At 60.7% G+C, this 21723-nt stretch carries 17 protein-coding genes and 3 pseudogenes; 9 read left to right on the top strand and 11 right to left on the bottom strand.

What is annotated here, in order from left to right; translation table 11 throughout:
• Nucleotides 1–266: pseudogene (locus tag EN780_RS00805) on the top strand (allophanate hydrolase); the annotation flags it as partial.
• A gap of 324 nt (nt 267–590) precedes the next feature.
• Here EN780_RS00805 and EN780_RS00800 read toward each other — a convergent pair.
• The 3 genes and pseudogenes from EN780_RS00800 to EN780_RS00790 form a co-directional block, all read right to left on the bottom strand.
• Nucleotides 591–2308 (bottom strand): annotated as a pseudogene (locus tag EN780_RS00800) (adenylate/guanylate cyclase domain-containing protein).
• 504 nt (nt 2309–2812) lie between these two features.
• Nucleotides 2813–3988 (bottom strand): MFS transporter, encoded by a 1176-nt coding sequence (locus EN780_RS00795; RefSeq protein WP_128271590.1) that lies wholly within the window; start codon nt 3986–3988, stop codon nt 2813–2815.
• 22 nt (nt 3989–4010) lie between these two features.
• A complete protein-coding gene (locus tag EN780_RS00790) occupies nt 4011–5405 on the bottom strand; it encodes an FAD-binding oxidoreductase (protein ID WP_128271589.1) in 1395 nt (464 codons plus the stop codon).
• Between the two features lie 134 nt (nt 5406–5539).
• Between EN780_RS00790 and EN780_RS00785 the strand changes: the two genes are divergently transcribed.
• Together EN780_RS00785 and EN780_RS00780 are read left to right on the top strand one after the other, a co-directional pair.
• Nucleotides 5540–6418, top strand: a complete 879-nt coding sequence (locus tag EN780_RS00785; protein ID WP_245478145.1) for a LysR substrate-binding domain-containing protein — start codon at nt 5540–5542, stop codon at nt 6416–6418.
• Between the two features lie 483 nt (nt 6419–6901).
• The gene (locus EN780_RS00780; RefSeq protein ID WP_128271588.1) at nt 6902–7927 is read left to right on the top strand and encodes a hydroxyacid dehydrogenase; all 1026 of its coding nucleotides are present in this window, start codon (nt 6902–6904) and stop codon (nt 7925–7927) included.
• A gap of 285 nt (nt 7928–8212) precedes the next feature.
• On the opposite strand, the gene EN780_RS00775 is transcribed toward EN780_RS00780, so the two are convergent.
• Nucleotides 8213–9121: a LysR family transcriptional regulator gene (locus EN780_RS00775; protein WP_127405769.1), complete on the bottom strand. Its 909-nt coding sequence runs from the start codon at nt 9119–9121 to the stop codon at nt 8213–8215.
• A gap of 378 nt (nt 9122–9499) precedes the next feature.
• Nucleotides 9500–9697, bottom strand: coding sequence for a hypothetical protein (locus EN780_RS39665; RefSeq protein ID WP_128271587.1), 198 nt, complete (start codon nt 9695–9697; stop codon nt 9500–9502).
• 104 nt (nt 9698–9801) lie between these two features.
• Here EN780_RS39665 and EN780_RS00765 point away from each other — a divergent pair, with 104 nt between their 5' ends.
• Complete coding sequence (locus EN780_RS00765; RefSeq protein WP_128271585.1) at nt 9802–10044, top strand: hypothetical protein; 243 nt, start codon at nt 9802–9804, stop codon at nt 10042–10044.
• A gap of 41 nt (nt 10045–10085) precedes the next feature.
• Nucleotides 10086–10298 (top strand): hypothetical protein, encoded by a 213-nt coding sequence (locus EN780_RS00760; RefSeq protein ID WP_128271583.1) that lies wholly within the window; start codon nt 10086–10088, stop codon nt 10296–10298.
• Between the two features lie 358 nt (nt 10299–10656).
• Here EN780_RS00760 and EN780_RS00755 read toward each other — a convergent pair whose 3' ends face one another.
• Both EN780_RS00755 and EN780_RS00750 read right to left on the bottom strand, forming a co-directional pair.
• The gene (locus EN780_RS00755) at nt 10657–11112 is read right to left on the bottom strand and encodes a MucR family transcriptional regulator (protein WP_128271581.1); all 456 of its coding nucleotides are present in this window, start codon (nt 11110–11112) and stop codon (nt 10657–10659) included.
• Nucleotides 11113–11492: 380 nt separating this feature from the next.
• On the bottom strand, nt 11493–13238 hold the full coding sequence (locus EN780_RS00750; protein ID WP_128271579.1) for an adenylate/guanylate cyclase domain-containing protein: 1746 nt from the start codon (nt 13236–13238) through the stop codon (nt 11493–11495).
• An 80-nt stretch (nt 13239–13318) separates the two neighbouring features.
• On the opposite strand from EN780_RS00750, the gene EN780_RS41495 reads away from it, so the two are divergent.
• The 3 genes from EN780_RS41495 (at nt 13319) to EN780_RS00740 (ending at nt 14826) form a co-directional block, all read left to right on the top strand.
• A complete protein-coding gene (locus tag EN780_RS41495) occupies nt 13319–13663 on the top strand; it encodes a hypothetical protein (protein WP_189556325.1) in 345 nt (114 codons plus the stop codon).
• Nucleotides 13638–14069: a hypothetical protein gene (locus tag EN780_RS00745; protein WP_189556323.1), complete on the top strand. Its 432-nt coding sequence runs from the start codon at nt 13638–13640 to the stop codon at nt 14067–14069. Before EN780_RS41495 ends, EN780_RS00745 begins: the two co-directional genes overlap by 26 nt.
• Nucleotides 14070–14139: 70 nt before the next feature.
• Nucleotides 14140–14826 (top strand): class I SAM-dependent methyltransferase, encoded by a 687-nt coding sequence (locus tag EN780_RS00740; RefSeq protein ID WP_128271577.1) that lies wholly within the window; start codon nt 14140–14142, stop codon nt 14824–14826.
• Nucleotides 14827–15282: 456 nt separating this feature from the next.
• Here EN780_RS00740 and EN780_RS00735 read toward each other — a convergent pair whose 3' ends face one another.
• From EN780_RS00735 to EN780_RS00720, 4 genes are all read right to left on the bottom strand, one after another.
• Nucleotides 15283–18678 (bottom strand): adenylate/guanylate cyclase domain-containing protein, encoded by a 3396-nt coding sequence (locus EN780_RS00735; RefSeq protein ID WP_128271575.1) that lies wholly within the window; start codon nt 18676–18678, stop codon nt 15283–15285.
• A 345-nt stretch (nt 18679–19023) separates the two neighbouring features.
• A complete protein-coding gene (locus EN780_RS00730) occupies nt 19024–19320 on the bottom strand; it encodes a hypothetical protein (RefSeq protein WP_128271573.1) in 297 nt (98 codons plus the stop codon).
• A gap of 74 nt (nt 19321–19394) precedes the next feature.
• A complete protein-coding gene (locus EN780_RS00725; RefSeq protein ID WP_281035328.1) occupies nt 19395–20702 on the bottom strand; it encodes a hypothetical protein in 1308 nt (435 codons plus the stop codon).
• A gap of 18 nt (nt 20703–20720) precedes the next feature.
• Complete coding sequence (locus EN780_RS00720; RefSeq protein WP_128271569.1) at nt 20721–21086, bottom strand: winged helix-turn-helix domain-containing protein; 366 nt, start codon at nt 21084–21086, stop codon at nt 20721–20723.
• A 139-nt stretch (nt 21087–21225) separates the two neighbouring features.
• Here EN780_RS00720 and EN780_RS40325 point away from each other — a divergent pair.
• Nucleotides 21226–21573 (top strand): annotated as a pseudogene (locus EN780_RS40325) (hypothetical protein).
• Nucleotides 21574–21723 lie beyond the last annotated feature (150 nt).

Here is a 21723-nt window from a genome sequence, read left to right as displayed (position 1 = left end):
CCGGCCAGACCACACCCAAACCGGGGCTCATCCGGGTCGGCAGCGGCGGCGCCGCGATCGAGGTCGAGGTCTGGCGGCTTTGCGCCGATGCCTTCGGCCGTTTCGTCGCCGCCATTCCGCCGCCGCTGGGCATCGGTAGTATAGAGCTTGATGACGGAAGCGTCGCCAAGGGCTTCCTGGTGGAATCCGTGGGCTTGCTAGGCGCCTCTGATATCTCGTCATTCGGTGGCTGGCGCCGCTTTCGGTCGGATCGCGTTCCCGCTTGAGCCCTTAGTCAACGGTGTTTGCGAAAAGCAAGGACGGCTCAGGGACCCCGAGGCAGGTTGAACGCTAATATCTTCGCTTCGAGGCCGGAGAGTTGCCATTCCGTCTTCGGCCCAAAGCTGCCCGTCAGGAAAGCGCCTCATCTCGGTCGTCGCGCGGATCCTGCCCGCACCCCAATAGCAGACAACTGAGTGAATAGGCGAAGGTGAGGGGCGTTTGCGCCCTCAACGGACATTGATCGATGAAACCCACGGGCATTGCCCTCATAGTCAAAAGACGAGCCTACATCTGACGAGAGCAAGCCGGCGATCCAAAGGATGCGCCCTTTAGTCGGGAAGGCCAGCCTTGCGGTAGCCTTCGACGAAGCGCTGGAGCACTTCCTCGTTGTCGAATGGCTGCGATGTTGCCCAGTGCCCGATGCTGAAATGGGGATCGCTCATCAGGAAGAATTCCGCCTCTTGACGAGCTTCATCAAGGCGCCCGAGCTGCGCAAGGGCTGCCGCTAAGATGCGCCGCGACGTGGTGCGGTAGGTTCCGGCCTGCGTAAGGCCTCGACCGCAGATTGATAGTCGCCGAGCGCATAATAGGCTTGACCGGCCATCCAGTAGTACCATCCCGGAGGGTGCGGATTGAGCCGCAACGCCCGCTTCACAAATTCGACGCCCTTGACGGCGTCGCCCCTTAAGGTGATGAGATCCGAGCGCATCGCCCAGGCATCGGCATGATTGGGATCGAGCTTGAAGGTCGCTTCGAACTCAGCATCCGATTCCGGGAAGCGCCGTTCGTGACTAAGTATGATACCCAGCAACCAGCGGTTCCCGGCATCGTTAGGGTCGAGCGCCACTGCCCGCTGAGCTTCCGCGAGGGCGCGAGGCTGGTTGGTTTCCCTCGGCTCGTTCCAGAACAGCCAGCCGAGCCAAAGATTGAGGGCCAGCAAGCTATGTGCTTCGGCATAGTCGGGATCGAGTCCGATCGCCTTTTCCAGGAGGGTGCGCGCTTCCCGCGCGCCTAACCCGGTCTGAAAACTGACACCGCGGGCTCGCACGCAGAGGTCATACGCTTCGAGACTCGTCGGCCGTTTGCGCGCCGGCTGTCCGGCCAATCGACCGACGAGGGCTTCGACGATCTTGGCCGTGACCTCATCCTGCACTGCAAAGATATCCTCGAGGCTGCTGTCGTAACGCTCGGCCCAGATATGATCGCCGCCGACCGCGTCGATCAGCTGCGCATTGATGCGCACGCGCCCCGCGGCGCGCCGGGCGCTGCCTTCAATCACATAGCGCACCCCAAGATCACGCGCGGCCAAACGCACATCGACCGACCGCCCCTTGTAAGCAAAGGTCGAGTTGCGCGCGATGACGAAGAGGCCGGCTGAGCGAGACAGGTCGGTGATCAAGTCTTCGGTCAAGCCGTCGACAAAGGTTTCCTGCTCCGGATCGTTGCTCATGTTGGTAAAAGGCAAGACCGCGATCGAGGGCCTGTCGGGCAGTTCCAGCGATGCCAGTCGCCCTACCGGAGCCGCTCTCGGAAGCTGCAGGTTCACGCGATAGCAGTATACCGGCTCGGCTATGTTCTTCACCCGCTGCTCGCCCATGGGCTCGAACGCAAACGCTAGCTTCTGCCTGACCTCCTTGGACACCTTCTCCGAAACGCAGATGCCACCGGGCTCGGCGAGTTGTTGGAGGCGCGACGCCACATTCACACCCTCGCCATAGCGATCGTCCCCTTCGACGATCACTTCCCCAAGGTTGATTCCGATCCGGACTTCGAAGCGCTGGTCTTCGGCGACGCTTGCGTTACGTTCCGCCATGCCGCGCTGAAGCGTGACCGCGCATTCGACTGCATCTACCACGCTGCCGAACTCCGCCAGCAGGCCGTCTCCCATCAGCTTGAAGATTCGCCCGTGTCGCGTCTCGATTTCCGGCTCGAACAGCTCTTTGCGGCCACGTTTCAGCCGATCGAAGGTGCCCGCTTCATCCGCCTCCATGAGCGCCGAGTACCCTACGACATCGATGGCAAGGATGGCAGCGAGCTTCCGCTCCATGTTGAGCCCCAGTCAAGATTCGCGACACGCAAGCCGCGGGCCCGAGGGACCGGCGCCTCCAGCGTGCCCTCACTGGTCTATCATACCACAGATCACGCTTCTTGAGGCTATGACTCGCGCGACGCCTTGGCGATCCCTGCCGCAGCGCCACTGACGAGCGGGTCCCACCTTACCTGCTGCTTGTTCGCGGCAGTTGCCCCGCAATCGGACAGTGACGGCTTCGGGTCCAATTCAGGACCTTAGCTCCATCGGTTAAAATGTCCGCTATTCGCTTCGCATACAAACGCCAGAACGGCCTTTCCGCGTCTCGATAATCGCACGTTTAGGGTCGCCTTTGACGCGGATCCGTTCAGTTTCGCATGCCGAAGGAACCGCGGCTTTGCGCTGCATGTCGGCCGTATAGTTCACCTTTGCATTTCCTGAAAGCTGACGTGCAGCGACTGCACTCGCGACCTGGTGATGCCAAGTGAAGGTCTAACCGACGAACGGAAATGCAGAGCCGTCTTACCCGATTGGATCCACCATCGCCTGTGACAGGCGGGTGAACCGGTGGAATGGCCACAGAAGAAAAGGGCAAATGAGGAGGGCGGCAGCGCCCAGGTCGAGCGCGGCCGTCGCGGTGCCAGCCCAAACGGCAAGCCTGCCGCCGATCGCTGGCGCGGCCAGCATGCCGGCATAGTAGACGGCGTAGAACACTCCCATCCCGATCGATCGCGTCCTTTGATCGAGCACGCGCGTGGGCAAGCTCATGATCGCGCCGGCCGGCAGGCCGCATACGATCCCCGTGGCGATGATGAGGGGCAGCAATGGTCCGTTCCGCGACAGAAGGAGCATCAGCATTGCGAAACCCGCACAGCCTAGAGTGAGAATCGCACCGCCCCGTCTGGTGCGATCGACCAGCAAGCCACCCAGCGGGACTGAAAGCATAGCCAGCCAAAGCACGACACTGATCGCCGAGCCTGCCGCCGCGTTGGACCATCCGCGATCGACAAGCATCTCGGGACCGAAGCTGAAGACCATTGCGAAGCCGACATTGTAGAGGCACCAGATCAGGCCGGCGGTGACCAGCGCATAGCTTGTACCGGCTGAAATGGCCAAGCGCGCTATTCTCCCGGCATGTGACGCCTCCGGGGCGCGATAGACGAAGGCCATGAGGCCGATGCCAACCATAATCAGAACCGAAACGGCAAGGCCGACTGCGGCCATCCCAAACGTCGTCCCGATTGCCGGCAGCAGCATGAGAGCGATGGCGATACCCGCTGGCCACGAGTTGATGTAGATAGCCATCGCGGTTGCGATCTCCCGGCCGGCAAACCAGTCGGCGACCATCTTGGTCATCAGGACATTCAGGAGGACACCGCCTGTGCCGCCGATCAGTCGGCCACCGATCTGCAGGCTCCAGGATGTCGAAGCCGTCGTCAGCATTTCACCCGCCAGCATCATCAGCAGGCCGGCGAGAACGGTCGACTTGTCGCCATGGCGCTGGCCGATCGTCGCGCCGGGCAGGGCCAGTGCGACCCCCGGCGCCAGATAAAGGCCGATCAGAATCCCGATGTCGGCCAGGCTCGCCCCGAGGCTGTCGCCGACAAGGGGCGCGACAGCGGCAATGCTCTGAAATTGAAAGGCCATTGCGGTGCGGGCGACGAACAGGACCGCAAGGATTGTCCAGCGACTGCGCACGGTTCCCCCCACGGAGCCCGAACTAGCCAGGCCGTATGTTTTGGTTCAACCGGAAGAAATTGGTCGGGTCGTATTGCTTCTTGATGGCGACGAGGCGCGCATAATTTCCGCCGTAAGCATCCCGCACGCGCTCGTCGCCCTCATCGCCGAGATTGTTGGCATAGACACCGCCGGTGGAGAATGGTCTGACCGCGTTCCACAACTCGCGCGCCCAGCGGATGTTCGCCTCGTCATCGGCCGGATTGTCCCAGATGGCGATCGGGAAGCAGTCAAGGGCCGCGTCGCGGTTGGCATAGGGCGAGTGTGACGCGGGCACGCGAGCGATCGCGCCGCCGACCTGCTGGAAAACCAGCAGGGACGAATGATTGGGAGCCCTCGCGTAACTGCCGAGCAGCGCCTCGATCGCACCATCGCTGATCTCGCGCAGGAACTGCGCCTTCCAGTAATAGCGCCGCCCGCGCGGAAAGAGGCTGTCGCCCGCCGATTGAATCTGGAGATAAGGAACGGCCTGAAGGCGGCTGTCGATGGGCGATCCGAATTGCATCAGCGGCGCGATGACGGATTCGCCCGCTTCGGGCGACCCGACATAGCAAGCCGAGATATTGAAGGCGCGGTCACCCGAGGGCAGCGTGACGAGCGCGGCGTCGACGCTCACCTCGTCCGGGGCGTCACGGGAGAATTTGTCGTAAAACCGCATGGCCTCGCGCGCATGATCGTAGCCATGAAGCACCGAGCCCACGAGAAGCGACGGGCCGATCGGGTGCAGCCGGTATTCGAACCTCGTCACGATGCCGAAATTACCGCCGCCGCCGCGTAAGGCCCAGAACAGGTCGGGATGCTCAGTGGCGCTTGTTCGCAACAGCTGTCCATCGGCCGTGACAATTTCGGCCGCGATCAGATTATCGCAGCTCAGGCCGTGCTTTCGTCCGAGCTTGCCGAAGCCTCCACCGAGCGTGAGGCCGGCAATACCGGTGTCGCCATTGACGCCCATGGTCGTCGCAAGACCATACGCTTGTGTGGCAGCGTCGAGCTCGCCGAGGGTCAGACCAGCCTCGGCCCTGGCGATGCGACGCTCAGCATCGACCGCGATCGTCTTCATGCGGGACAGATCGATCACCATCCCATCGTCGCAGACGGACAGACCGGCGACGTTGTGGCCGCCGCTGCGAACCGCCACGAGGCAGCCTTGCGACCTGGCATAGGTCACGGCATGGACGACGTCATCGGGATCGGCGCAAAAGACGATTGCGGCGGGACGTTTGTCGATCGCCCCGTTCCAGACCCTGCGCGCTTGGTCGTAGGCAGCGTCCTTCGGCAATACCAGTTCGCCCCGTAAGCCTTGGCGGAACTGTTCGATCGCCGTGATCGAGGAATCGGATCGGCCCGATGGCACGTCGGTCTGTCGCGGAAGCTCCATCCTTGCTGTCCTCGGTTCCAACAGGACCACGGTCTCATAGCGTCCGGCCTTCTGCAAAAGCGAAATTCTTAGCTACTAGGTGAGAGGAATTCATCTACACTGGCAGCATGAGGAACACTCCGCCGCTCCGCGCCTTGCATGCCTTTGAGGCCGCTGCCCGGCACGGCAGCTTCAAGGCCGCGGCGGTGGAGCTCGGCGTGACCCCGACGGCGATCAGTCACCAGGTCCGCCTGCTGGAAGAGATATGCGGCCTGAAGCTGTTCCAGCGCCGACCGCGCCCGCTCGCGCTGACGAGCGCGGGAGCGCGCCTGTTCCCGATCCTGCGCAACGGCTTTGATATTCTCGCTGGTTCCCTTGCCGCGGTCGCCGACTCGGATGTTCAAACGCCGTTGCGGGTGACAAGCCCGAACGCTTTCGCGAGCCGCTGGCTCGTGCCCCGGTTGCCGAAATGGCGAGAGGTCAACCCGGCCGTGCCCCTGGAGATCATCGGCACGGACGCGCTGCTCGATCTGCGCGCCGGCGCCGCCGATGTGGCGGTCCGCTACACACGGCGCCCGCCTTTGGGATTTGCCGCGCAAGAGCTGTGCCGCGATTCCTTCTTTCCGATTTGCAGTCCGCGATTGCTGGCAGGCGATGGGCGGCCGGTCGAGCGTGCCGCCGACCTACTGCGCTATCCGTTGATCCATTTTGACTGGATGAACCGGGATCCGGACGCTCCCACCTGGCGCCGATGGCTGGCAACGGCGCGTTCAATCGATCCGGACCTGATCCCGGACAAAGCCTGGGATTTGAGCTTTCGCGAAGAGCTGCATGCGATCGATGCAGTTGTCGCCGGGCAAGGCATTGCAATCTTAAGTGACGTCGTGGTTGGCCGTGAACTGGAAACTGGCACGCTCGTCAAAGCCCATCCATTGTCCTTGCCGGGCTACAGCTTCTATGTCGTATGGATAAACCACAGTCAGCGATCCGCGGTGATGGAGTCTTTCCTGGCGTGGATGAGAACCGTGATCTAACGGCTGGCGCATGCGGTTGCATGGATGGGTGAGCTTCAGATCTACTTAGGCGATCCGCAAGCGGCACTGATAGCTTGTGGCGCGGCCCTCCGTATAAATCCTCGTCCACCCGGTTGGTATTTCTGGATCATGGGAATAGCGCAGATTTCCTCCGGTCACTATGAAGAAGCTGTTGCTTCGTTGAGCCGGGAAGAAACGTACGGGACGGGTTCGAGGGAGCACTAGGTTCCCGCGCTTGCCCTTGCAGGTCGCGTTCCTGAGGCAGAGGAGGAAGCCCGCCTATTTCTTGCGGGCAATCCAAATTGGAGGGTCGGTGATTTGGTGGCGAACTCACCTTTTAAGAGGCCGAGTGATGCGCAGCCGTTCGTTGATGGCTGGCGTCTGGCGGGCTTGCGGGACTAGATGGCGCTTGAAGCGGATTGAAATCGGTAAGAAGTTTTCCGTCTGGACAATTCGAAGGTTTTTGAGGAGATCGCCACCATCATGAGCGCTCAAGGCTTGCCCAGCGTTCTCGCATTTGAACGCTACGACCCGACTGACGCCTCGCTGGACTGGCTGCGCGAGCGTGGAGTCAACGTCATTTTCGGAAATGCGCTCTGGGAAATGCCGTTCGAGCGCTTCACCGAGGATGAGCTGATTGCCAAGGCACACGGCTGTGTCGCCTTGATGGGGGCAAGCGGCACCCGCATCACCCGGCGTGTCATGCAGGCGCTTCCGGATCTGCGCTACATCTCCAAATATGGCATTGGTGTCGACAGCATCGACATCGACGCCGCCACCGAGCACGGCATTCTGGTTTCCAGCACGCCGAACGATTTTCAGATCTTCACGGTCAGCGAGCACGCGGTCGCCCTGATGCTGGCAGTCGCCAAACAACTTGGTACGTGGACGCCCGACTTCATGCGGCGTGGCGGATGGCGCGGCCTGACACATGGCGCGACGCTGCGCGGCGCCACCATCGGTATCCTCGGCCTCGGTCGTATCGGTCGCGGCGTGGCGCAACGGCTGTCGGGATGGGAAGCCCGCATCGTGGCTTATGATCCCTTTCTGAAGGAAGCGCCTGAAGGCATCGAACTTGTCGATTTCTCCACCCTGGTGGAGCAATCCGACTTCCTGACCCTGCACGCAACGCCGAGCCCAGATAACCATCACATCCTGAACGCCGCCGGCTTCGCTAAGATGAAACCGTCGGCCATCGTCGTCAACACTGGGCGCGGATCGCTGATCGACTACACGGCCCTGCGAGCAGCGCTAGCCAATCGCCAAATCGCGGGTGCGGCGCTCGACGTGTTCGACCAGGAGCCGCCGAAGACCGACGATCCGCTGTTTTCGCTACCCAACGTCTTGTGCACGCCGCATGTCGCGGCCTGGACGACTGAAGGAACTCAGGCCATCGGCTGGCATGCGGCCAAGAACCTGTGGGCGATGATGAGCGGCGAAGGACATGCCGATATCGTCAACCCGCAAGCCAAGCAGCGCAGGAGTGCGCCCTTGCTCAGCGACGTCTGATTCCAGGAGGCTGCGTGAATGCTCATCCCCTCCTGTCTCGGTTGTGGCCACCTGCTTCCATGTTTCGGCATCGGGTCACGTCTCGACGATACCACCTAACCTGAATGTCAGCTCTCGAGGATTCGCAGTCCGAACCCGCCGGTCTTCTCTCGGCCCCGAAGAGGACGTCGAAAGTAGGTGAAGCGTGGCCCGGACGGTGTCGCTGCGCACCTGACGGGTGCGCATACACCGGCAACGCTTACCCGGACAGCCTTATCCAGTCATCAAGCTGAGTGGCAGGTGCCATCACGACACGTCATACTGCTGCGCCAGCGAGTCGGAAAGCTGGTCAGCGAAACGGGCAGCGGCCACCGGCAGGGTGCGGCCCTTGAGTTGGCCGACATAGAGCATGCCAGCGGGCACGTCGCGCGGGTCGAGCGGCCGGGAGATCATATCACCGGTCATGGTCTGGTGGGACAGGCCAATTGGGAAATGGAAGGTGATGATATCCTCCGAGATAGCGTGGTTGCGCAGGAATTCGAAGCTGTCCGATTGAATCACCGGCTCCAGCTGCAGCGATGACGATTGCGCCCCGATGTCGAGCAGGTAGCGCACGCCGTAACTTGATGTGGGAAGCGCGATTGGATAGTCGAGGCAAGCGCGCAAGCGCACCGTCTCGTGAGAAGCCAGCGGATGATCGGGCCGCATAACCGCATGCACCGGCTGGTGCACCCGCATCAGCGTCATGAAAGCAGCCAGCCGGGTTGGCTCGTAGACGATGGCGATGTCGGCCGTGTGATCGACCAAGGCACGCTCGGCCTCCTCCCGGTCGCGCAGGTGCACTCCGAAGGTCACATTCGGATGTTCCTTGCGGTAGAGTGAGATCTGCATCGGCAAATGGTAGGGCAATAGCGCTTGGCTGCAGGCGATCGCCACATGGCCACGCCGGGCGCCAGCAAGGTCTGCAATCTGCGATTTCACGTGCTCCATATCGGATAACTGGTTGCGCATGTGCTGCACTAGAAGTTCGCCGGCGCTGGACAATCGCACGCCGTGAGGCAGTCGCTCGAAAATCGCAACGCCGAGTTCGGCCTCCATCGCCAATATACGCCGGTTGAGCGCCGTCGAGGTTATGGCGAGCAATTCTGCGGCGGCGCGGATCGAACCGGTCTTGGCCACCACATCGATATAGTGAGCGGAGTTCAGGTAACGCATCGGCAGCCTCCGGCACCACCGCTGCAATTCTTGCAGCAGGCTGAACAAAACATAGCACAAGACAGCAGCACCGTCATCGACATAATTAAACCTGTCGACATATGAGTGAAGAAATATCTTCAAGCGACATCGATCATTCAGAATTAATGAAAGGTGGGGCAATGGATTTGTTCCATCTCTTCCTGTAACTTATTAATCAAAAGGAACAACCATGCGCTACGTATCAATTGTAAGCTTTAGTCTCTCTCGGTATTGTTGCCTTGCAAATGTATCGGAGATTGCCTCCGAACAATGCGGTGACGTGACAGCGTGATAGGGACTACCAGGTTATACTAGTCAATGTAGTGTAACTCCCAAGGTTGGGATCGATGAAAGTGTCTAGCGGATGTCGGCGAGCATAAAAGCTGCCGCTCTTTGGTGCGGCAATAACGATTCGCTAGTAAAGAAAAACCCGCCATTTGAAATCTCTTGTGCGGAATACTTGTTGGGCGTTAGTGCGCGGGTCGCGCGTATGCGCGCCGAGAATACCATCACTTTTTCGCCCGCCGACCGCTGCCGCCTTCTAGCTGTGGTCATATGGCATAAGGTCCTTGAACAGAGCTTGGTTACGCCAAATGTCATGTTTCGATTTCTGGAGCAACCGAACCGTAGATGCCACTTCAACATTAAGGAACGACTAGATGACGTCGATCACCTCTTCCAGACTTACCTTCCTTGTATTTACCGCCGGATGCATCGCATTGGCGTTACTCTTCCACTACGCGCCGGCTGGGGATTTTCCCTCGAAATATGCCAGGACCGCCCCGGCGGCGCTGGCCGCGCAACCGACGCGCATAGACATCGACAACGAGGCGCACGCGATCCGCTTCTACATCGACGGCAACCAGGTCGCCGTGCTCGACGCGACTGGTTTCAAGCCATGAGGCCACAGAGCCAGGAGAGCAAAACCGTCAGGAAATTCGTTATGTCAGGGCTGTTCGTCGTGCTTGCCCTGTCGCAGACGGCGGAGGCCCAGAAGAAAGTCCCGGTGACGCAGGAAGTTGCCGCCAAGGCCGAGCAGGCCAAGCCGCCGCTGGACAACATGGCCACAGGCGGGGTCAAGCCCGCGGCGCAGGCAAATGTGCCGGCCACCGACGGGTCGCAGTACCCGCCGGCACTGTATTTCAATTTCCAGTAGGTCGTTGCTTGCCGGGGGAAGTGGCAGAACGGCGGCGACATCCTCCTGATCATCAAGGACATTGCGCCGCATCGGCTCGTGTGAGGCGAGCGGCGTTATGCCGCCGCTGCGAGAGCGGCGAACGTCTATAGCCGCTACGAAGGCGCGTGCCTGATCTTCCGCCAGACGATTGCTCAGCGGCCTTGCGCGCCACTATGGCGGAACCATTGTTCTGCTCGGCGACGCTCTGTCGAGAACGCAAATGTCGAAGGACGCCCTAGGATAAGGTAGTGCGCGTCCCGGCACGTGCCGGTCAATCGTTTCGGGCGAAAAACAAAAAAGGAGCGTCCGAGATGGGACGCTCCAGAAGCTCGCCGCATTAACCCTTAGGTTTGCGCTGGGCAGGAGCTTTCTTGGCTAAGGTGGGCTGCGGTTTGCGTCCGAGCCCCGCCGCCTTTGCGAGCGTCGATCTTTGAGCCGCGTAGTTCGGCGCAACCATCGGGTAATCCGGCTTCAATCCCCATTTCTCGCGATATTCGTCCGGAGTGAGCCCGTAGTGTACAGCGAGATGCCGTTTCAGCGATTTGAACTTCTTCCCGTCTTCCAGGCAGACGATGTAGTCCGGCGTTACCGACCTTCTGGGATTTGTGGCTGGCTCCTGTCTCGGCAACTCAGTCACGCTCGGCTGGCCAAGGCCTGTCAGTGACGAATGAATCGACGCGATGAGATCTGGCAACCCAGCAACGGGTAGTGGATTTTGGCTGACATAGGCAGAAACAATGTCTGCAGTCAGCCCGACGAGATCGGCCGTTTGGGCTTCGTTCTGATCGCTCAAGTATTCGCTCCTAAAATAGGGATAAAGCACGCCTCACGCATCTGTCCTATACCGCAATTTTGAGCGATGCCGAGATAAATCCCACCAGCGAAGCTGTGAGATGGATTTCGCTGAGGCGAAACTCGCCGAGTGCGTCTAATTCGCCTGGGGTTCCTGGAAGCTTTTCGAACTTTCTGCGTCGCGCATCAGGCTGAATTGCGGGTGCTTATGGACAAAGTGGGACATTCGGTATTTGGGCGTTCTGGATGGCAGCTTCGCGCCTCATGTCGGCCGTTGAAGTCAGCTTCGCCAATGCCTCAAAGCGGACATAACCGGCGACCTCGCTAGACCTCGTGGTTCGCCGAGAGCCGCCGTTGGCGTATTTACGACCGGCACACTTGTCAGTCAGGCAGCCCGGCCTTGCGCATCCCCTCGACGAAGTGTTGGACCACGACCAAATGGCGCGCCGGCTGGGAGGCAGCCCACCGTCCTAGGGAAAACTGGGGGTTATTGGCTATAAAGATGTTCGCCTCTCGACGAGCTTCGCGGTCGCGATCCACCAGTGCAAGCGCGGCTGCAAGCACCTTCCTTGATCCCGAGCGATAGGTCGCCTCATTGCGCAGGGTGTCGATTGCCGCATCATATCGGCCGGCAGCGTAGTGGACCATTCCCAAGATCCAGAAATACCAGCCGGCTGGGTGCGGATTAAGCCGAAAAGCTCTGAGGATCATGTCCCTGGCCTCAACGATACGGCCGTCCCACATCAGCATTTCGGCACTCATAACAAGGGTATCCGCGTGGTTGGGATCGAGCGCCAGAGCGGCGGCGAAAGCGGCTTCCGACTCTGCCCAACGACGCTCATAGGCCTGCAGGTAGCCAACCACCCAGTGATTGCCAGCGTCGTTCGGGTCGAGTTCTACGGAACGAAGCGCAAACTCGATCGACTCTAGCCTCTTAGTTTCCGGCGAGCCTATGCTGTGAGCCCAATACGACCAAAGCGTGAAGGCCAGCCAGCGCATGGCTTCAGCATAATCCGGCTCGATCGTGACCGCTTCTCTCAGCAGGATCTCGCACTCGCGGATTGCTTCGGCGGATCCGGCAAGGTGGGCGATGAGTGGACGCGCCCGCAAGCAGAGCTCATAGGCCTCGAGATTTTTCGGGCGGCTGCGCGCAGGCAACGTGGTAAGTCGGCCGACAAGGGCCTCGACAATTTTGCCCGTTACCTCGTCCTGCACCGAGAATATGTCTTCGACGCTGCGGTCGAACCGCTCAGCCCAGAGGTGATCGCCGCCGGTCGCGTCGATAAGCTGGACGTTAATCCGAACACGTCCGTCGAGGCGGCGCGCACTGCCTTCCAACACATAACGGACGCCAAGCTCGCGGGCGATCTGGCGGACGTCTATCGCCTTGGCTTTGTAAGCAAACGTGGAGTGTCGCGCGATGACGAACAACCCCTCATTTCTAGACAGGTCGGTGATTAGGTCTTCAGTCAGCCCATCCGCGAAGACGTCCTGCTCGCGATCGCCGCTCATGTTGGTGAACGGAAGAACCGCCAAAGAAGGCTTGGCGGGAAGCCTCGGCGGGGTCGGTTCGATGACACTTTCGATATGACCGCCCGGCAGCGGCCGCAGACGATACACGCGCACGGGCTCGGCAATATTCTTTAGTGCTTGCTCTCCCAAATCGTCAAAGGCGGCGTCGAGCTTGCGCTTTACCTGGTCGAACACGCTCGCGGAAATGCACACTTCGCCAGGCTCCGCGACGGTTTCGAGCCGCACCGCAACATTGACACCGTCGCCATAGATATCGCTCCCCTCGACGATAACGTCACCGAGGTTGACCCCAATGCGCAAGGTGATGCGCTTGGGCTCAGGCAGTGGCCCATTCGCCTTCGCTATTTCGTGCTGCAGATCAAGCGCGCATTGAGAGGCGTTCACCGCGCTTGCGAACTCCACCAGCACCCCATCGCCCATCACCTTTACGAGACGCCCATGGTATTTGGCGATGAGAGGTGCCAGGACTTCGCTGCGCCGCTGCTTCAGCGCTTTGAGAGTCCCCACTTCGTCGAGCCCCATCAGGCGCGAATACCCTACGACGTCCGCGCACATTATCGCGGCGAGGCGTCGCGGCGCGCTATGTTTGGCCATCCGTCACCAGAACGATCGTGACTGCTGCATCAGGATAGTCACGGCGTGCAGACAAGTCCATAAGTGTCGCTGTTCCTTCGGTGAGCCTGGACGATCAACCAACCGATGCTTTCCCGCCACGACAGGATCAGAAGCGCCCCAGTCTGCCGAACGTCGGCCTTGCGCTTCAGATCAGCCACTGGCACCGCACCCGTGAAGTGACCGGTTTCAGCCGTTGGCAGACGATATTCGTAAGCCGGGGTGGCGACTCGTTCAACTGGCTCACCATCTCCGGCTTTGCCGACGTGCCGCGCCGTCAGCTCATACTGGAAAACGGCGGCAGGCCGCCGCCGCGCCCGCTGCTCGGCGCGACCCACACAATCAGCTTGCAGTCGCTCAGCGCCCAAGGGGTATGGCATCGTGAATGGCAGCCTGGCCTTCGGTGACGACGTCGACGACCACATGCGGTTCGCAGACGAAGCCTCGGCCTACGCGAAGCGGGTGATCGACGAGTACATCGAGCGCGCCGGCATCGATGCGCCGCCGGCTGACGATGATCCTGCTGAAACGGTTGCGTCGAGCGTGCCGAGCCCGCCGATCCGATCGATCGACTTGGCCGCAAGCGGCATCTCTTCGATCATCTGGTGCACCGGATTCTCGGGCGACTTTTCATGGGTGAAGATTCCCGGGGTCCTCGATGAGGCCGGCCAGCCGAAGCACGAGGACGGTATAGGCACCATTCCCGGGCTCTATTTCGCCGGCCTCGACGTTGCGGTAACGCGGAAATCAGGCACCATTCCGGCCGTTGCAGAGGAGGCGGACCATCTGGTGAGCCACATCGCAACAAAGTGACTCGACCTCAGGAGGAAGCAGACGAACGGGCCGCTGGCCTGGCCGTGGTCGCCGGTCAAGGGAACGAGCAGTGCAACGTATAGACGGTCCGTTGGCAGTGATCAGATCGGCGCGGCCATCGATCGTTGGGCTTAGGATTCTAGATATCGGCTGCGGCACCGGCAGTTTTGCGAGGCAACTTGCTGCTGAGGGCGCATATGTAACCGCTATCGATCCGGGAGTGGACGCTATACGGGCTGCCACCGCCGCTGTTCCGCAGGTCAGCTTCCTCAAAGGTGTTGCCGAGGCGCTTCCTTTTGACGAGGCGACATTCGACATTGCCGTGATGATCAACGTGCTCCACCACGTTCCCGAAATGGCGATGCAGTCAGCGCTTCGCGAAGCCGGCCGTGTTGGTAGGCCAGACGGCGTTGTGATCATCATCGAGCCGTTGCCCACCGGCAACTTCTTCTCCGCCCTTCTCTTGATCGAAGACGAGACCGTTGTCCGGCAAGCGGCGCAACGCGCAATCGAAACAGCCATACTCTCTGGAATGCTCATCCGGATGACCACGCTGAACTATGTTCGTCGAGAAGTCTTTCGAACAGTGGAAGACTTTTTGGATCCCGTCGTAGCTGTCGATCTATCGCGACGCGACATTGTGGAGAAAGACAAATCGGCCCTAATAGCGGAGGTACTTGCAGCGGCGCACCTCAATAGTGAGGGTTCGCTCGTCTTCGACCAACCCATCAAGGTCGATATCCTCGGACGCTGCTGATTTGAAGCCCCATTCCGGAATCTTCATTAGATAGCGGCAACCAAAGGACCGTTTTCGGCACCAGTTTCCAACTGTTGCCTGGGGTCAACTCAACGTCCGGGGTGGTCAGGCCAAGGCATCAGTCCTTCTGACAGTTGCGTCCGCTATCGTTCTTCCGACGCCGAAAGCCGCCAGTCCGCTTACCGCCCCCAAGCGGCGAATGCCCTGCACCTTTGTACTTCGGCCAATCGCGGCCGAGAAGAACTCACATGGGCCATTCTCAATTCGATGATGCTAGATAGGCGCGAGCGCGTAGCTTGGAACGTCGGAAAGAAGGTACGGCACCAAGCGACCGCTTCACGCAGAAGCAAATCTGGGGAATTCGTTTTTTCTCGATCGTGAAAGACTGGAACGAGTGCAATTGGCGCGACCGCGCCCTTTGAACGCGCTGCCCCTTCCACCAACAAACGGCCACGGCTATTCACGCCGAGCCGAGGGCGAGCCAAATAGCGTAGCACGCTCCAGCTCGCTGAGCAGGGCCTCGGCCTCTCTGACGTCGGCAGTTTCAAAACCCTCGGTGAACCAGTCGCGAACGTTTGTCAGAAAATCGTGGGCCTTCTCCCCGGCGCCTCGCTCCGCCCACAGCCGTGCGAGTTGCGTCGAAGTTCGCAACTCCCACCATTTGGCGGCCTGCGCCCCGGCAGTCTCTACCGATTTTCGAAAAGATTCTGCCGCCAAGTCGCCGTCGCGACCAGGCTCGCGCAAAGCAAACTCCCCTTTCAGTCGGTACAGCTCGGCATCAAACCAACGCTCGCCGGTCGAAGTCGCACGCTCGAACGCGTCGTCGAGCACGCGTCGCGCATCTTCGACGTTGCCACTACTAAGGTAAGCCTCAGCCAGAATAGACCCGTAGTACGGCATCATCACCAGGTAATCGGCGTTCACGTCGTGCTCGTAGCAGAATTTGAGGGTCTCGAGGCCTTCGGTTGCATTTCCTTCAGCGATGAGTGCGGCAGCTCGAAAGCCCCGTCCCTTGTTCAACATTGCAGGCATGGACTTTTCGGACGCGAGAGCAATCAGGCGCTCGCTGTCGCGCCGAAGGGCGAGCCAGTCTTTGCACAAGTGGTAGTAGACGCACGTGTTGGCGAGAGCCAACGCGATCGCGAAGGGCTGGCGCGTTTTCTCCGCAGTTTCCAGACCCTGCCGACACCGCCGGTACCCCTGCTCGGGGTAGCCCAGAATGAGTAGCGTCCGGGCAAGGTATAGGTTCGGTCCGGCGTCGGCGATGTCCGCACCGAGCAGAGGGTCCAGGTCAGGTGCTCTTGTCGAGACCCGCTGTTCCAGGAAAGAGCGTGCGGTGGCAAAATCGCCCATCCAAAGGGCAACGAATCCGGCTGCGTCCGCTCCGATTGGGCCACCCTCGCCGTATGCGCGCGCCGCCGCGCGCATCAGCTGGTTTTCGACTTCGCGCGCACGATCGAGCTCCGCGCGATTGTAGTAACAGAGAAACTCGCCATAGCAGGCCCGGAGGTTCTCGTGCTCCGCTCCCGTTTGCCCTGCCAAGAATCGGGCGCGAGCATAAGCGGTGCCCGTTTCGACTGCCGCCGTGCCTCTAGCCGCCCGGAGCGCATCGCCGAGCGCAAGGCGGAGCCCGAGTTCAAGTCGGTTGCGCTCCAAGCCTTCCGGCAGCGTTTCGAGAAGCGACAGACCGTTATTGAGCTGGCCCAACGCTTCTCTTGTCGCCGAGCGCATGATCGCCGTGCGTGCCGCAGCCTGAAAATATGGCACTGCCTGTTCGACGAGCCCGGCCCTGCCGTAGTGGCCGGCGACGAGTTCGGGATGAGCTGTGGCCGTGTCCTTGAATCTGTTGACCAGCGCGTCGGCAATCGCACCGTGCAGTTCCCGGCGGCGCCTTTTGAGGAGCGATTCGTAGGCGGCGTCCTGAATGAGAGCGTGCTTGAAGATATTTGCCGGGCTGGCCGGGGTGCCGCCGCTCAAGATTAGCTCGGCTCCGATCAGTTCCGAGAGCGCCGTCTCCAATTCACCGGCAGGCATGTCGCTCACGCTCGCCAGCAGCGTACGATCGAACTCCCGCCCAATCACGGCACCGACTTGCGCGGCATGCCTTGCGGAGGGCGGCAGGCTGTCCAGCCGAGCCATCAGCGCGTCCTGAAGTGTCACGGGAACCGTGACTGCAGGCAGAGATCCAAAAAGGTCGAAATGATCTCCTGCGTCGACAAGGACGTTGAGATCGCGCATCGCCTTGGTCAATTCCTCGATGAACAGCGGAACGCCGTCGGTGTGCGCGACGATCTCGTTCAAGACTTCCTGCGGAAGACGCTTGCCCGCAACGGCCTCCGCTACTGCGGCCGCCTCAATCGGATCGAGCCGTTCGAGCACGATCCAGTCAACGTGTGCGCCGCTCCAGGTCGGCTTGAACTCCGGCCGAAAAGTGACGAGCAGCAGCACGGGCAATTGGGCGATCCGATCGTTGATCCGATCGACCAATTCCAGCGTTGTCGGGTCGAGCCATTGTGCGTCCTCGATGACCATGAGCAGCGGATGCCGCGTCGCGAGCCCCTCAACCCAGTTCAGCAGCGCTGCAAACGTTATGGCCTTCCTCTGCTGAGGGGTCAGATCACGTAACGAATGCTGCTCGCCGGTTCGAACGCCGAGCAGATCGGCGATGACAGGGATGGCGCCGGTGGTATCGGACAAAGCCCTTCCCAGAAGAAGCTCGAGCTTCCTGAACTGTGTTTCGTCCGGGTCAATGTTTGCAAACTCCGCAGAGCGCCGGATTTCCGAGATGACGGGCCGTAGCGCCGAGTTCGCGTAGTATGGCGAGGCGTCGAAATGGATTGCCTGGAGCCGGTCCCCTCTCACTCGATCCCCGAAGAAGCGCACCAGTCTCGATTTTCCGATCCCGGGTTCCCCAGTTAGGAGGACAACCTGGCCCATCGTTCGCCTGACCCGCCCCCAGCGCTCGAGCAGCAGATCAATCTCGCGGCCTCGGCCGACGAACGGCGTGAGTATCGTGCCGTGAAGTCCCTCGAACCGACTTTCACTGCGCCCGATGCCGTGGACCCGCCAGAGGGCTACCGAGGGGCCGATCCCCTTGATCGGCTGCCTTCCCAGGTCCTCCAGGTCGAAAATCCCTCCGACGAGGTGCCGGGTGGTTTCGGAAATCACAACCCGGTCCGGCCCTGCCGCCTGCTGCAGCCGTGCTGCGAGGTTCGGCGTCTCCCCGACGATCTCGTCCGGGCGCTCTGCCTCCCCTTCCCCTAGGCTTCCGATGACCACCAACCCTGTGGCAATACCGATGCGTGCACGAAGGTGAGGAACCTCTTGCGTCTTAATTCCACCGGCTGCTGCCACAATGCGAAGGGCAGCCTTGACCGCCCGTTCAGCCGCGTCCTCCTGTGCCTTCGGCCAGCCGAAATATGCAAGAATGCCATCGCCCAAGAACTTGGCGACGTGCCCTCCGAAACGGTCCACTTCATCGGTTACCGCGCTTCGGTAACGCCGCATCACCGCCTGCAGTTCTTCGGGGTCGAGCTGTCGGCTTAGCTCGGTCGACCCGACGAGGTCGACGAATATCACCGTGAGCTGCCGCCGCTCTGCCTCTGTCGGGGCAGCTAAAGGCAGCGCCGTCTTCAGCGATGCGGATGCGCCAATGGGCGCCGACCTCGAAACCAGGGCCAATGAGGCAATCGCATCGAGCAGCTTGCGCCGGTGACCGACGGAGGTCACGCCGAGTCCCGTCAGATCCTCGGCCCGCAGGTGGGCAAGAACCTCTCCACTAATATCGTTGTCGCGAAAGGCCTTCTCGTATTGTCCCAGGCCCATATCGCGAAGCCAGGTGGCGACGTCCACGTCCCCCTCCTGTATGAAAACACAATAATACACCAAAAGCCCATCATGGATGCGTGAAAACGGGTCCGAGAAGAGTCGATTCGGCCTCAGCTGAAGGTCCCCTTAATAGGACCAGAAATGTCTGGAAGTGGCGGGGCAAGAATGTCCTTCCGGAACCGGAACTGATGACCCAAGTCGGCCATCCGCTGCGCAGCGGAAACGTCGCGCGAGGATCAAAAGCCGCCATCGGCTAAGCAGATCGCTATTGCCGGAATCGCGTCGACTTCAGAAGAGCCGCTATTGAAGCAATGACAGTCGAGACCTGACGGTCCGGTTTCGGCCAATTGTTGCCCTGCACTCGGCGGCCTACGGAAAGAGCTCGAAGTGCTCGACTTGAGCAGACTCGATCAACTCGGCTTCATCGCCATGATAAATCGCGTTATTCCAGTCTGGCCCGATAGCAGCCTTCACCGACTCCAGGCCATCCCAGACCATCACCATGCAGAACGTCCTGCCCGTACTCTTCGCAGGTGGCTTACCGGGGTAAAAGGCGATGAGGCCCGCCTGCTTCCTCAGCCAGGGAATAGAAAGTGACTCAACACGCTCCTGCCAGAGACGCTGCTTTCCAGCAAAGACCGTGCCGCGATAAATGCGGATAATCATGACGATACCTCCTTACGGTGCCTTCGTGCGAACAGAATGCGCCCCCCTCGATCATGCAGTCTGTCGCTTGCCGTCTACGGCGACTTGCATCCGAGCAACCGGACCGGTTGCTCAAGTTTGGCGAGGTCCTCAGATTTGGCACAGCGTGGAAAGCCGGCGAGGCTCATCGTTTCGATCAGCCGGTTCCGCTGTACCTCGGTGAAAGGGAGGTTGGCGATTATTCCCTCTATGCTCAAGTCCGGATACTTCTGGAGGGTGAACGCGACAAGCGTCCGCGCCTCATCCGTCCGGCCCAGAGCTGCAAGCGCGGCAGCTCGAAACGTCCCCACCCAGCGATCGTAATTGTCAGGGCCGAGCCGGTCCGTCATGCGCAGGGCGTCCTCATAACGGCCGGCCCAGAAGTAGGCGACGTTGAGCGGACGGGTGCTCCACATCGGGAAGTTCGGGTTCAGGCTGATCGCCCTGTCGGCCAATTCGGCTCCGCGTTCGGGCTCGCCGAACATGGCCGGCCAGGTAACGTAGAAGGTCAGGATCTCGAACTCGTTCGGCGCCATGCTGAGGGCCGTGTCGAACTCCGCCTTCGCCTTCGCCAGATCGGCGCTCTCGGCCAGGGTAATCGCGCGGACCACATGCGCCTCTGCGTCACCCGGGTCGAGCGTGACCGCGCGCATCGCAGCATCGGCAGCCAGCTTTTGGTTCCGCAGGGGCTCCACCCCGAAGCCGGCAAGGACCTTGTGGGCGTGCGAAAGCTCGATCCAAGCCCGGGCGAGGGCGGGATCAACCTCCAGCGACCGTGTGAAAGGCCGGATCGCCTCTTCCAGATCGTCGCGATTGACCCGCTCGAGCCGCTCGGTGCCGAGAAGGTAGAGCTCGTAGGCGTTGAGGTTCGCTGGCGGCTTGCGATGCGCCTCCCGGCGGCCCGCCTCTTGAATCAGGCCTGCGCCACCGCAGAGCCGGTTCGAGACCTGCTCCGCGATCTCGGTCTGAATCGCGAAAAAGTCGTTTTCGGGCCGATCCCACCGGTCCGACCAGATGTGCTTGCCGGTCGCAGTTTCAACAAGTTGCGCCGTGATGCGCACGCGATCGTCCTGGCGCTGGATCGAGCCCTCGACGATGAAGGCAGCATTGAGAGCCGCCCCCACTTCTTTCGTGTTAGACGTCTTGTCCTTGTAGGCTGTGGTCGTATTGCTAGCTATCACCCGAAATTCTGGAAATCGGGCAAGGTCAGTGATGATGTCCTCGGTCAGGCCGTCAGCCAGCCGCTGCTGGTCCGCATCACCACCGATCATCCCAAATGGCAGCACCGCAACGGAGGGCAGAGCTGCCCCGGCGCCACTCTCATCGGCGCGATGATTAAAGCCCCCAGAGGAGTCCTGCCGCAAACAAGGCAATGGCCAGAGCTATGATGGCCGCCGACCGGCTCCGCCTGTCGGTTCGATCGGCCATTCCGCCGCGTCAATTGCGAGTCTGTACCCGCGTTTTGGCACTACCTTGAGAGCCATCTGGTTCTTATCGCGCAGTGCCCGGCGGATATCACCGATGCATTGCACCAAGCTGTCATCGGTTACTGCAATGCCAGGCCATATCGCTTGCATGAGCTCGTCTTTTGTGACGACGCGATCAGTATGCCTGCTGAGGTATTCAAGCACCGCGAAGGCTTGCGAGCGGAAGACCACATCCTTGCCTTGGCTGTCGCGCAAAATCCCAGCGGCAAAATCGAGGGTGATGCCGTTCACCACGATTGTCTTGGATGAGCGCGGATTCATCCCGCATCTTCCTTGATCATGACCATATCAAACTCCAGATCGGGAGAAAATCGGCGTTTGATCGGTTTCCTTTCGTTACACCAAGGTTGTCTTGGCCGATCATGCCGACTGGCGACCAGGGGTAGCAGGTCCAACCTTGATGGCTTCGAAACCCACGGCTGTACTGGCAGCAGCTTGCGCGTTGCTATCGGGCGGAAGCGCGGGCGCGCATGATGCGGTACGCGGCTGGCCTTATCCGCCAGCTTGATGCAAGGGAGATGACCTGGGAGGCGATTGCGAGCGCATCCCGGGCGCATCGGTGAAGACTGGACCGAGTGGCTTTTCCGTTACACTACTTCCTGGCGACCACCACCTAGTGACCCGACAGCATTTGTTTCAGATTCCGTATAGGGACGCGCTGCCGTCCGGTGACCACAATTTTCATATCTGCCTGCATCCAAGTGAGGAGTATATGAACTGCTTCTTCGCACCGCCCGATGCGATGTGACGGCGAGTTCCGTAGTGAGAGTAGTCTTGCAAGTATCCGAACGCCCGCTGGGGCGCAAAGCGATCGGCGCTACGATGGCGGTGTGAAAAGGTTGGCTTTCTAGCCCAATCATCCCGAAAGCGGACGTTCCGATCTCGGCCCCATTCCAGC

The organism is Mesorhizobium sp. M4B.F.Ca.ET.089.01.1.1, from assembly GCF_004022605.1.
GTDB lineage: Bacteria > Pseudomonadota > Alphaproteobacteria > Rhizobiales > Rhizobiaceae > Mesorhizobium > Mesorhizobium abyssinicae.
The sequence above is the reverse complement of the archived record's forward strand: the minus strand, read 5'-3'. Positions and strand labels throughout refer to the sequence as shown.